9 protein-coding genes and 1 riboswitch are annotated in these 12,813 nt (G+C 34.7%); all 9 genes read left to right on the top strand.

Annotation, left to right across the window (positions count from 1 at the left end; all coding sequences use genetic code 11):
• Positions 1-20: 20 nt before the first annotated feature.
• The 9 genes from coaA to J3U36_RS03520 all read left to right on the top strand — a co-directional run bounded on the left by coaA (position 21) and on the right by J3U36_RS03520 (position 12,488).
• Positions 21-959: a type I pantothenate kinase gene (coaA, locus tag J3U36_RS03560; protein ID WP_267351425.1), complete on the top strand. Its 939-nt coding sequence runs from the start codon at positions 21-23 to the stop codon at positions 957-959.
• A gap of 17 nt (positions 960-976) precedes the next feature.
• Positions 977-1,414, top strand: coding sequence for a DUF1090 domain-containing protein (locus J3U36_RS03555; RefSeq protein ID WP_267378272.1), 438 nt, complete (start codon positions 977-979; stop codon positions 1,412-1,414).
• Positions 1,415-1,655: 241 nt separating this feature from the next.
• A riboswitch (PreQ1 riboswitch) is annotated at positions 1,656-1,700 on the top strand.
• A gap of 2 nt (positions 1,701-1,702) precedes the next feature.
• Positions 1,703-2,176: a preQ(1) synthase gene (gene queF, locus J3U36_RS03550; RefSeq protein ID WP_267378274.1), complete on the top strand. Its 474-nt coding sequence runs from the start codon at positions 1,703-1,705 to the stop codon at positions 2,174-2,176.
• A gap of 27 nt (positions 2,177-2,203) precedes the next feature.
• The gene (gene queC / locus J3U36_RS03545) at positions 2,204-2,863 is read left to right on the top strand and encodes a 7-cyano-7-deazaguanine synthase QueC (protein ID WP_267378276.1); all 660 of its coding nucleotides are present in this window, start codon (positions 2,204-2,206) and stop codon (positions 2,861-2,863) included.
• A 196-nt stretch (positions 2,864-3,059) separates the two neighbouring features.
• Entirely contained in the window at positions 3,060-3,743 is a 684-nt protein-coding gene (locus J3U36_RS03540) for a 7-cyano-7-deazaguanine/7-aminomethyl-7-deazaguanine transporter (protein ID WP_267378278.1), read from the top strand.
• A gap of 269 nt (positions 3,744-4,012) precedes the next feature.
• Positions 4,013-9,112 carry an alpha-2-macroglobulin family protein gene (locus J3U36_RS03535; protein ID WP_267378280.1) on the top strand — a complete coding sequence of 1,700 codons (5,100 nt, stop codon included), beginning with the start codon at positions 4,013-4,015 and terminating at the stop codon, positions 9,110-9,112.
• Positions 9,113-9,287: 175 nt separating this feature from the next.
• The gene (pbpC, locus tag J3U36_RS03530) at positions 9,288-11,519 is read left to right on the top strand and encodes a penicillin-binding protein 1C (RefSeq protein ID WP_267378282.1); all 2,232 of its coding nucleotides are present in this window, start codon (positions 9,288-9,290) and stop codon (positions 11,517-11,519) included.
• Between the two features lie 15 nt (positions 11,520-11,534).
• Entirely contained in the window at positions 11,535-11,987 is a 453-nt protein-coding gene (gene ndk, locus J3U36_RS03525; protein WP_267378284.1) for a nucleoside-diphosphate kinase, read from the top strand.
• 39 nt (positions 11,988-12,026) lie between these two features.
• Positions 12,027-12,488 carry a hypothetical protein gene (locus J3U36_RS03520; protein WP_267378286.1) on the top strand — a complete coding sequence of 154 codons (462 nt, stop codon included), beginning with the start codon at positions 12,027-12,029 and terminating at the stop codon, positions 12,486-12,488.
• The last annotated feature ends 325 nt before the right edge of the window (positions 12,489-12,813 follow it).

Raw genomic sequence — 12,813 nt, 5'->3', positions numbered from 1 at the left:
ATGGAATTTGAGAACACGACATGATGAAAAATCATCTTAGTCCCTATATGCAATTTAGCCGCCAAGAATGGGCTAGTTTGCGTAATGCTGAACCCATGACATTAACCCCTGAAGAACTGACCTCATTGCAAGGAATTAATGAAGATTTGTCCATAGATGAAGTCAGCGAAATTTACTTACCCTTATCCCGATTGCTCAACTATTATATTAATAATAGTTTTAGCCGTCAGGCTGTTCTTGCTAAATTTTTAGGTAAAACCCAAAAAATCCCTTACGTTATCGGTATAGCAGGGAGTGTAGCAGTAGGTAAAAGTACGACTGCACGTGTTTTACAAGCACTATTAAGTCGTTGGCCTGAACATCGAAAAGTTGCATTAGTCACCACGGATGGTTTTTTATATCCTAATAAATATCTTGAAGAGCGTGGCATAATGAACAAAAAAGGCTTTCCACAATCTTATGATATTAAAAGGTTGATCAATTTTGTTGCTGATGTAAAATCAGGTCAATCTCAAGTTAAAGCACCCGTCTATTCACATCTGGTTTATGATATTGTTGATAATGAAGAAATCGTTATAGATAGTCCTGATATTCTCATTTTAGAAGGATTAAACGTATTACAAGGAACCTTAAATTTTACACAAAATACCAACCGAGTCTTTGTTTCAGATTATGTTGATTTTTCGATCTATGTTGATGCGGATTTGTCGCTTCTACATGATTGGTATGTGAATCGTTTTTTAAAATTTCGAGCTGGCGCCTTTAGTGATCCTAACTCATATTTTAATCACTATTCACAGCTTCCAGAGCAAGAAGCGATAAATATCGCTAATCGTCTTTGGCGAGAAATCAATGAATTAAATTTGATCGAAAACATTTTACCGACAAGAGAGCGAGCAAGTTTAATATTAACGAAAGGCAAAAACCATAAAGTCGATTGTGTTCAATTAAGAAAATAAACTTAAGAGGAATTATTATGAAATCAACAATTAAGTCGTCTGTAAGTAAATTAACACTGCTTTCTTTTTTAACAACACTTACATTAGGTGTTTGTGCCGCAAACGTTGATGATCATGAAGGGCAAACCTGTGCCGGCAAAAAAGAGGCAATTGAAGCACAAATTACTGAAGCCCAAAAAACCGATAATGTTGAACGTGTTCAAGGATTAGAAAAAGCATTGTTAAATGTCAAAATGCATTGTAAAGATGATAATTTAGAAGCCGAATACAAAAAAAATATTAACGAAAAAACTGAAAAAGTGGCAGAAAGGCAAAAAGATTTAGCAGAGGCAAAACTCAAAGGTGATAACCAAAAAATTGCCGAAAAAACCGCAAAATTAAATGATGCTGAAAAAGAACTTGCGGAAGCTAAAGATAAATTGGACAACTTCTACAAAGCAGTGAAATCGAAATAAATTTTAAATTTTAGCTTTTATTAAGATTATCCTCCAAATTTGTCATCATCAAAATAGTGATAACGTTGTGTGTTATCCCGTTGATGATGACAACTTTCTTATTCAACACGCATTGCTATTGTTTAACCAAAATGCCCCAATTTTCAAGCAAATTAAGTTAACTTAGCGGTTAACGCCGTTATGCTAAGTGATTAAGCAATAGGCTAGACTTTTATCACAAAAAAAGGTAAGGTGTGCGCCTTATCACGTGGTTCGTAAACCTCCCACGCAAAAAAACTAAGGAAAATTATGAGTAACGTTACACTACTAGGCGATCAGTCTGTTCGCTATCCTACAACTTATTGTCCAGAAATTCTGGAAACCTTTGATAATAAACATCCTGATAATGACTATTTTGTAAAATTCAATTGTCCGGAATTTACCAGTCTTTGTCCTATCACCGGTCAACCTGATTTTGCAACGATCTACATTTCGTATGTACCTAATATCAAAATGGTCGAAAGTAAATCACTTAAGCTCTATATGTTTAGTTTCCGTAATCATGGTGATTATCATGAAGATTGTATTAATATCATCATGAAAGATCTGATTAAATTAATGGATCCCAAATACATCGAAGTCTGGGGTAAGTTTACGCCACGTGGTGGTATTTCTATTGATCCTTATGCTAATTATGGTAAACCCGGTACTCACTGGGAACAAATTGCGCTTAATCGTTTAGCTAATCACGATCTTTATCCTGAAAAAGTCGATAATCGCTAATCTCATCAGCCTAACAGGAATTTTTTAATGCAACATCGTAAAGCACTTGTGATATTTTCGGGTGGGCAAGATTCGACCACTTGCCTGCTACAAGCCATTGCTGATTATGGACGTGAAAACGTTGAAACAATCAGCTTTCAATACGGTCAACGACATGCCATTGAGCTTGAAAAAGCCAAATGGATTGCTGACGATCTTGGTGTAAAGCAAACCCTCATTGATACTTCAGTGATCAAACAAACGACCAATAATGCCTTGATTGATGACTCACAAGAAATCAAAGCCTCTCAAGAAGGGAATTATCCGAATACCTTTGTTGACGGGCGTAATATGCTATTTTTATTGTTAGCGGGGTGTTATGCCAAACAACACGCTATTCAAGATATTATTATTGGTGTATGTGAAACTGATTTTAGTGGTTATCCGGATTGTCGAGATATCTTTATTAAATCCATGAATGTATCGATGAATTTAGCTTTGGATTACACGTTTAACATCATCACCCCTTTAATGTATCTGACTAAAGCGCAAACATGGGAAATGGCTGATAAACTCGGTTATCTTGATTATATTCGACAACACACTCACACTTGTTATTACGGGGTTGACGGCGGATGTGGTCAGTGCCCAAGTTGTGAGCTACGTGAAAAAGGGTTAAATCAATATTTAACCGATGTCACAAAATAGTCGTGTCTGACGGTTAAATGAATGCAGGCAAATCATCAACGATTATTTTGTATAACAAGTATTTTTGTATAAAAAGTTAACAATATTAAATATCGATGTAATTAAATTAAGGTAATCCGACATTTTTACCTTAATTACATCATTTTTACGTTAAACATTATGGGTTCTCTCACCCCATTCAAAAAAGGAAACGAATATGTATTTAAATATTCACTCAGACTCATTACAGAAAAAATTTACTCCATCTCAGCAGCGTAAAGCACTTTGTTGGCTCTCTTTTTTTCATATCTTAGTTATTGCATCAAGCAATTATTTGGTACAAATCCCGTTTGATATCTTCGGTTTTCATACCACATGGGGAGCATTTACCTTTCCATTTATTTTTTTAACCACCGATTTAACCATTCGGGTATTTGGTGCCAGCCTTGCCAGAAAAATTATCTTCGTTGTCATGATACCGGCCTTACTGTTCTCTTATTCCATTTCGGTTGTGTTTTTTGAAGGGCATTGGATGGGCTTTTCAGCTTTATCTGATTTTAACAGTTTTGTTTTCCGTATTGCTTTAGCCAGTTTTGCCGCTTATTTGGTTGGGCAACTGATGGATATTACCGTGTTTAATTATTTACGAAAAAATAAAGCATGGTGGGTTGCGCCTTCAGCGTCAGCGGTATTAGGTAATGGTATTGATACTATTGTCTTTTTTGCTATTGCCTTTTATCAAAGTAACGACGAATTTATGGCGAATCATTGGATCGAAATAGCCTCGATTGACTATAGCTTTAAAATTTTAATTTGTGGATTATTCTTCTTACCCCTTTATGGTGTTATTTTAAATTTTTTAATGAAAAGATTAATGACGTTAGCTAGCGCCAATTCATAATTTTGTTCGCTTTTGTAACGAAGCGCCTTCCACTATTTACAAAACTCATTTATTTTCATGAATAAATGAGTTTTGTCTCTTCATCTAATGGCAATGATTTCTATTAACAATATGTTTTAATAAAAGATAATTTTTTTATCAGACATACTTGAAGAAGTGGCATTGTCTTTAAAAACAACTTTTGCCAAACGTTTTTAGGCAGTGCATAATATAGATAATCGAAAAATGTTGATAATGTAATATTTGGAATAGAAAATAGGTGAAAAATAATGAGCTTTATTAAAGGGTTAAGCGTATTGAGCTTAATTTTGGTTTTAATCGGTTGTGATAATAATAATAAATCTTCATCGATAGCTAATGAAAACAAAGATAGTCAGACAACAACTCAATCTGTCAATGACAATACTTCAAAGATTAATTCGAATCAAAATAATCAAACTCAAAGTATATTTACTGTTACTCCTGAGTTAAAAGAAAAATATAAAAATAACCCTTTTACTGTCCTTGATACCTCAGAAATGATACTTGATGGTTCGAGTACTTTAGTTGTTACGTTTTCTGTTCCGGTTAACCCTAAACTCAATTTTTCCAATCTTCTAAGACTTGTCGATAAGGAAAAAGGAACGGTTGATGGCGCATGGGAGCTTTCAAATAACGGTTTGGAATTAAGGCATCGATTCCTTGAACCGAATCGTAAGTTAACCTTGACCATTGATAAAATGCTATCTGCTATCAATGATAAGAGTTTATCCTCAGTATATCAAATTGAAATTAATACCCAAAATCGTGAGCCTTTTATCGCTTTTTCAAGTAGTGGAGTATTATTACCCAGCAAATCCATGAATGGTTTACCAGTTACGACACTGAATATTGATAAAGTCGATATTAATTTTTATCGAATCAAACCAGAAAAGTTAGCTAAATTTATTACGAATTACGGATTTATAAACCGTTATTATACTTGGCGTTCACAAAATTTTGAAGAATATATGGATTTATCTTTTTCTTCAAGGTTTGATCTCAATCCTACACCAAATACTCAAGAAACACTATTGCTGGATTTATCTAAGTTTTCAGAAATAAATAAAGAAGGCATTTATCTTGCAATAATGGATAAAGCTGGATCTTATAATGATGAATTGCCTGCCACATTATTTTCAATCAGTAATATTGGGATAGCTATTCATGCTTACAACAATGGTAAATTATTGGTAATGACTCATGGATTAGATAATGGCAAACCGTTACCAAACATAAATTTATCGCTACTTTGTGTTAACTCCTCAAATGACAACAATAATAATTGTAATACCCTTTCATTCCAAACGAATAATGAAGGTTTTGCTGAGATCACATTACCAGAAGGATCTAATTATTCTTTATTAACAGCCGATGATGGAAGCCAGACTTCATTTGTCACCATTAATCGTAATGCCCTAAATTTAACGGACTTTAATCTATCTGGTTCAACTTTTTATTCAAAACAATTATTTATTTTTGGGCCTCGCGATTTATACCGTCCTGGTGAAAAGGTTTATTTTAACGCATTATTACGGGATGCTGACGGACAACAATTACCTGATCAACCAATCATGGTTGATGTGCTCTCTTCTGACGATAATGTTATAGCAAGTGGTTACGTAAAAAAAGAACCAGACACGCATGGTTTATATCAAGTTGAGTTCACGATACCAAATGATGCGCCAACAGGTAAATGGTCACTTCGTATTAATGTCGGTGATGACAACTATCGTTTTTCTTATTTTAAAGTAGAAGAGTTCCTGCCAGAAAGAATGGCAATGGAAATCAAAGCGCCTTCTAATGAACCTATATCATTTGATCAAGACGTGGAATTTAGTATAAAAGGTTGGTATCTCTATGGTGCACCAGCTTCAGGGAATAAATTGAATGGTAGGAACTATTATAAAAATTTAAGAACTGTTCAGGGATTAAATGATTTTAAAATCGGAAATGTTCAAGGTGAAACAGATTATACTGAGTTGTCCGAAATTGATGAAACTTTGGATAATAATGGTAAAACAGAAATCAAGCTTAGTGCAGATCAGTGGGCTCGTGTAAAAAAACCTATTAGAATCGTGACAAATATAAGTTTATTGGATTCGGGTGGAAGACCAGTTACTCGTTATGCAACTCAAGATATTTGGCCAGCAAATCAACTTCCCGCTTTACGTACTTTATTTAGCGACGAACCTTATTACAATTGGCAGATGGATACTTATAGTGAGCGTCCAACTGTTGACATTGGCGCATTAGCTGAGTTTGAAGTTGCTTACGTGAATAAGCAAGGTGAAAAACTCGCTACTAATAATTTAATAGCCCGTGTAGTGCGTGAGCGTCGAAATTATTATTGGTCTTGGTCTGATGGTAGTGGTTGGGAGCAACATTCAACTTTAAAAGAGTTTGTTGTTTCAGAAAATAGGATTTCCATTGATGAAAACGCTACAGCTAAAGTCAGCTATCAACCTGATGATTATGGGGCATATCGAATGGAAATTGTGGATCCAAATACCAATGTAGTAAGTAACATTCGTTTTTGGGCTGGCTATGACTGGGAAGATAATACTCAAGGTACAAATAATTTGCGTCCAGATCAGGTAAAATTGAGTATAGACAAAGCATTTTATTCAGTTGGTGATACAGCAAAAGTACACGTACAAGCGCCAGCTGCCGGTTCAGGTTACATATCACTTGAAACCAACGATGGAACATTATGGAAAAAAGAAATTACCGTTGGTGATGAAGGTCTTGAAGTTGAAATCCCAATTAATGATTGGAAACGTCACGATATTTATATAAATGCAATGATTATCCGACCGTCGACGAATGCTGAAGTACAAACGGTTAAACGGGCGGTTGGTCTACTTTATTTACCGTTAGACACGTCAAATCGTCAATTAAATATCACGATTGACGCACCGAATAAAACCGAGCCAGAAAAAACCATTCCAATTAAAATAAGAATGGATAAACAAGCAATTAATAAAGATCAGACCGTAACAGTTTTAGTTTCTGCGGTAGATGCAGGCGTGTTGAATATAACTAATTTCGCAACGCCCGATCCTTATACCTCATTTTTAGGACGTAAACGATATGATGTTGATCAGTATGACGTATACGGCAAGTTAATTGAGGCAAAAGGACGAAACATTAAAATGAGTTTTGGTGGTGATGCGGTAGCCGCAGGCGGTAAAAGACCATTAACTGAAGTAAACATCGTTGCTCAACAACTCAAAACGATCCAATTAAATGAAAATGGTGAAGGAATTGTTGAGTTAGCATTACCAAATTTTAATGGAGAATTACGTTTAATGGCGCAAGCATGGGATGACAACCGCTTTGGTAAAGCTGAGCAAGCGATGATTGTTGCTTCTCCTGTGATTGCTGAATTGTCTATTCCTCGATTCATATCAGGTGGAGATCGTGCTGAATTAGCATTAGATATCCATAATTTGACTGATACAACTCAAACCATGAAAATTGATGTCGCAACCTCAGGACTGGTTTATCAAACGGAATCGAAATCTATCAATCTTAAGCTTGATACAAAGCAGAAAAATATTATTCAAATCCCTATTATTGCTGATTACGGCTATGGTCAAGGAACCATAACAGTCACCGTAACAGGAATTAAATTGAATGATGGATCGGATTATAAAATCAACCGTTCATGGAAATTAGGAGTCAGGCCTGCCTATTCTGCAACCTACAAAAGTTATGTTGAAGCAATTGATGCAGGTGAAAGTTGGATGCTATCTCCGTCTAATTTAGATAATTTAATTGATAATACTGTTAGCGCTCAATTAATTGTTTCTAATCAGCCACCGTTAAATGTTGCCCAATATATCAAAGAATTGTTTGCGTATCCTTATGGATGTCTGGAACAAACTACAAGTGGCTTATTTCCATCTTTATATGCTAATAGTGAACAGCTAGCTGCATTAGGCATCAAAACCGACTCGGATGAAGAACGTCGTCAAAATGTTCAATTAGGGATTTCTCGTATTTTATCAATGCAAAGAAGCAATGGTAGTTTTGGTCTTTGGAGTAGTGAAAGTAATGAGGAATATTGGCTTACTGTCTATGCCACTGATTTTCTACTTCAAGCTAAAGAACGAGGTTATCAAGTGAATGATAAAGCACTCAATTCAGCGATGACACGAATTGGAGAGTATATCTATTCCTCTTCAGTTCTTGATAACATGAGATATTATTATCAAAATTCAGATAGATATGATCATACAGAGCTTTCGATAAAAGCTTATGCGTTAATGTTAATGGCAAAACAAGATAAAATTACTTCGATAATGCGTAATGAAATTAAAAATCTATCTCGAAAAATTATAGACAACAACATAGCGTTATCTCCACTACCTATAATGCAGTTAGCATTAACGGCAAAACTTACCGGTTATGAAGAATTATATCGAGCTTTGATGGAAGAAGTGAAAAATACAAATTACGAAAACGACATTAATTATTATGGTGATTACGGTAGTGAACTTCGTGATGACGCTTTAGTATTAGCGATTCTTGTTGAAAATAAAATTGGTACGAATTTGCAAACTGAATATCTATTTAAATTATCTGATTTATTAAGTGACAAACGTTATCTATCAACGCAAGAATTAAATTCACTGTTTATTGCGGGTTGGTCGTTAGAACAACGCAAAAGCACACAGAAGTTTAAAGTGGCAGTGAATAATGAAGTCACTTTGGCTAGTGGTTCGTTTAAACGTAATTTTAATTTTAACGATATAAATCACGGATTAACTATCAGTAACCCGCAAAATGATAAACCGCTATATATTAAATTAACCGTATCAGGTTATGCTAAAACAGCACCGGCACCAACATCAAATGGGAACATCTTAAGGATCAGTCGAAGTTATTATGATATGAAAGGCAACCCTATTATTCCTACAGATGTAAAAGTGGGTACAATGATGCTTGTCATCTTAGATGTAAAATCGCGAGAAAGAATTCAAGATGCGTTAATTGTTGATTTCTTACCTGCTGGATTAGAATTGGAAAATCAAAATCTTATAGGCAGTAATGTCAGTTTAGATTCTATTCCTGGGTTAGCCAATTTACTCAATAATCAAGATAGTAGTCATATACGTTATCAGCAATATCGTGATGATAGGTACGTAGCGGCTGTTGATATCCAAAATTATATTGGCAGAAATTTGTACGGTGAACGTATGGCTTATTTAGTTAGAGCAGTGACGCCAGGTAGCTATATGGTGCCTTCTCCATTTGTTGAATCAATGTATCGTCCGGAAAGATTTGCGATTGGTCAAACACTAGATATGATGACAATATTTCAACCTAAAATTAAAAATGATTAGTAGTATAAATTCATTAAATTAATTATCATCAAAACATCCGCCAAATAAAATTGGCGGTGTTTTTTGTGTAAAAATCTCTGTTAACCCCTGAAATTAGATAATGACAATGAAGATAATAAAACGCCTTTTTAAACTTCTTATTTGGCTATTCATTTTCGGATTTTTTGGGTTAATTATGTTTCTCATCGCTGATTACCTTTTTCCCATATCAATTTCAAAAAATAAACCTACTCAAACAATAGTTGCACAAGACGGAACACCTTTGTGGCGATTTGCTGATGAAAATGGTATTTGGCGTTATTCCGTAAAACTCGATGAAGTCCCTGATTATTATCTGGATGTTTTATTAAATTACGAAGATCGCTATTTTTATGAACATGTTGGGATAAACCCTTTTTCTTTGCTTCGTGCTGCTTGGCAAAATATCAATAATGATAGAATTATATCTGGTGGTAGTACAATATCAATGCAAGTTGCTAGATTACTCTATCCTCATGAACGAACGCTTTCAGGTAAATTAAAGCAAATATTTCGAACTTTACAACTTGAACTGCATTACAGTAAAAAAGAAATACTCACGCTATATATTAACCATGCTCCTTATGGGGGAACAATAGAAGGTATTGGTGCTGCGAGCTGGTCATATTTTGGTAAAAAACCCAGTGCGTTAACTCGTAGCGAAGCTGCTTTATTAGCGGTTTTACCCCAAGCGCCAAGCCGATTAAGACCGGATAAATACCCAGAGCGAGCCAAACAAGCACGCGACAAAGTCTTAGATCGCCTAGCAACATATCAAGTCTGGACACCTGCAATTATTGAGCAAGTTAAGCAAGATGAAGTGTGGGTACATCCTCGCAAATCCCCACAACTTGCCCCATTGCTATCTTATCGTTTAAAGCAGCAATATCCTAATGATGAAATTATTCATTCAACTATTGATCCTTCACTTCAATATCATCTTGAAGATATGGTATTAAACCGCAAAAAACAGTTACCCCCTAAAACATCGCTTGCGATATTAGTTGTCGATCATACTGATATGACGGTGAAAGCATATTTAGGATCAGCGGATTTTAATGATAAAGAACGCTTTGGACAGATTGATATGATTAAAGCACTACGATCACCAGGCTCAACATTAAAACCCTTTATCTATGCTTTTGCGATTGATGATGGAATGATTCATTCTGAATCTTTACTGCAAGATGTGCCGCGTATAAGTACTGATTATCGACCCACTAATTTTGACGAAGATTTTAACGGACCCGTCAGCGCCTCAAATGCACTGCGAAAATCCCTTAATCTTCCGGCAGTACAACTTATTGAACTCTATGGTCCAAAACGATTTGCAGCTAAACTTTTTAGCGTGGGTTTGCCATTGATTTCACAAGGCAACAATCCTAATATCGCTTATATTTTAGGTGGGGCTTCGTTAAGAATGGATAATTTAGTGAGTGCTTACAGTGCCTTTGCTCGACAAGGTGAAGTTAGCCCATTAAGATTTACTCAAAATGAACCTATCATTAATCAACCGTTTATTTCTGAGGGTAGTGCATGGATCACAAAACAAATGCTTATTAATAATAATCGCGTTTATTATAAAACAGGAACCAGCTATGGATATCGAGACGCATGGGCTGTCGGCATCAATCCTCGTTACTTAATTGGAGTATGGGTTGGTCGTCCTGACGGAACACCAGTAATAGGTCAATATGGTTCAATTTCCGCTACCCCAATTTTGCAACAAGTAAACTCAATATTATTAAATAAAGAAAATCGAATTAATCGACCGTTACCAATTTCGGTTAAACCGGACTCGGTCACATCAGAAAAAATATGTTGGCCTACTGGACAAATATTACCTGTAACAGATGATAATTGTCACCGTCAAAAAACGGCTTGGGTATTAAATAACATGATTCCACCAACGCAAAATTCATTAAATGAACTTAAAACTATTTATCGCACTGGTTGGATAAATGTATGGATTAATGATCAAGGAAAACGTGTTGCGCCTGATTGTGCTGGTGCTCAGAAAAAAACAATAGCACTTTGGCCTATAGCACTGGAAAACTGGTTATTACCGAAAGAGCGAAGAAATTCACTTATTCCACCAATCGATAAAGATTGTCCTATAATGGAAAAAAATATTTTTTCTACATTAACGATTATCGGATTGAAAAACCAGCAATTTGTTAAATCGCTACCGGGACAAAATCAAATAAATATCGAACTGTTTGCCGAAGGTGGAGTGGGTGAAAAATGGTGGTTTCTAGATGGAGAACTTGTTGCCCAATCAACTGATAATGATAAAATCGCATTAACAATCGTGAAAAAAGGACAACATCGATTATTATTACTCGATGAAAGTGGACAAATAACACGAATCCAATTTACTTCAGATTAACAAGGATAACGCACAATGGCTATTGAACGTACTTTATCAATTATTAAACCCAATGCCATAAAAAAACATTTAATGGGCGAAATAGAAACTCGAATAACTCAAGCAAATCTTAATATCATTGCAATAAAAATGCTTAAATTGACCCAAACACAAGCTGAAGGTTTCTATGCCGAACATCAAGGAAAACCGTTTTTCAATAATTTAATTAAATTTATGATCTCTGGTCCGATTATAGTACAAGTATTAGAGGGTGAAAATGCTATCAAACGTTATCGTGATCTTATGGGCCCAACGGATTTATCAAAAGCTCCTACAGGCACATTACGTGCAGATTTTGCTGACAACGTAACTGAAAATGCCGTGCATGGTTCTGACTCATTATCATCAGCTGAAAAAGAAATTGCCTATTTTTTTGTGGACAGTGAAATCGTCGGCAGCGACCGTGTTTCCCCGCATACACAGGGATAAATCACCAATATACCCCAAATGACATAGCGTTAAAACAAAATGATAAAACACCTTTTCTTATCTATTTTTTTATTTCTGGTAGGTAGTTATACAACAAATAGTGAAGCTAATAATCTAAAAAAGTTTTCAATAAACTTTATAGAAGAAAAAAGCAGCGCAGAAGAATTCCGTCATATGAAAAAAATTTATGACCCAATGATTGAAAAAAATGATAAAAGATTCATAAAAACAGAATCATACCTAAAAGTGAACAATAAAACCTATATAAATAATTTGAACGATAACGAATCCGAGAAAATTTATGACTATTATGGTTATTGGAAGCCCTTGAATAAGGATATTATTACAGTTTTATATTATGAAGATAGCGAGGTTAAAATTCAGGATAACAAAAATAATACCATTACTTTACAAGGAATACCCTATATAAATAAGGCAAAAACGCATTTTACTACCTTTTATTTAGATTATGAAGGATCAAAATCAATTATAGACTTATAAAAGATTAAACATGATCATATAGAGCATAATTTTTGTTTCGAAACAGAAAAATGGATTATTTGGGATTTGGTTTGGAATGACAATATTCTATACATAAAAGTCACGGATACTATATGGAACGAAAAAGGTTCTTTTAGTACTGATTATAAATATAAAAAATTAATTATTGAGAAACTTAATTAACACCCCAATGAAAACAGTAAAAGCTATCTTATTGTTACTTCTAAAAGCATAACACCTTTTATTAAAGGTCAAAGAATAATATAGATTGACCTTAAAATTTAGGGCATGTGACTAAATATACAAAAGGGTCATTGAGTATCGT

Origin of the sequence: Gilliamella sp. B3817 (assembly GCF_026536705.1) — a bacterium.
GTDB classification, from domain to species: Bacteria; Pseudomonadota; Gammaproteobacteria; order Enterobacterales; family Orbaceae; genus Gilliamella; species Gilliamella apicola_I.
Note: the sequence above shows the minus strand (reverse complement) of the source record. Positions and strands in the feature narration are given on the sequence as shown.

Bases quoted from the DNA above. Each gene is read 5' to 3' on its own strand.
- ndk (WP_267378284.1), top strand. From the start codon at position 11,535: ATGGCTATTGAACGTACTTTATCAATTATTAAACCCAATGCCATAAAA.
- queC (WP_267378276.1), top strand. From the start codon at position 2,204: ATGCAACATCGTAAAGCACTTGTGATATTTTCGGGTGGGCAAGATTCG.
- queF (WP_267378274.1), top strand. From the start codon at position 1,703: ATGAGTAACGTTACACTACTAGGCGATCAGTCTGTTCGCTATCCTACA.
- J3U36_RS03540 (WP_267378278.1), top strand. From the start codon at position 3,060: ATGTATTTAAATATTCACTCAGACTCATTACAGAAAAAATTTACTCCA.
- coaA (WP_267351425.1), top strand. From the start codon at position 21: ATGATGAAAAATCATCTTAGTCCCTATATGCAATTTAGCCGCCAAGAA.
- pbpC (WP_267378282.1), top strand. From the start codon at position 9,288: ATGTTTCTCATCGCTGATTACCTTTTTCCCATATCAATTTCAAAAAAT.
- J3U36_RS03555 (WP_267378272.1), top strand. From the start codon at position 977: ATGAAATCAACAATTAAGTCGTCTGTAAGTAAATTAACACTGCTTTCT.
- J3U36_RS03520 (WP_267378286.1), top strand. From the start codon at position 12,027: ATGATAAAACACCTTTTCTTATCTATTTTTTTATTTCTGGTAGGTAGT.
- J3U36_RS03535 (WP_267378280.1), top strand. From the start codon at position 4,013: ATGAGCTTTATTAAAGGGTTAAGCGTATTGAGCTTAATTTTGGTTTTA.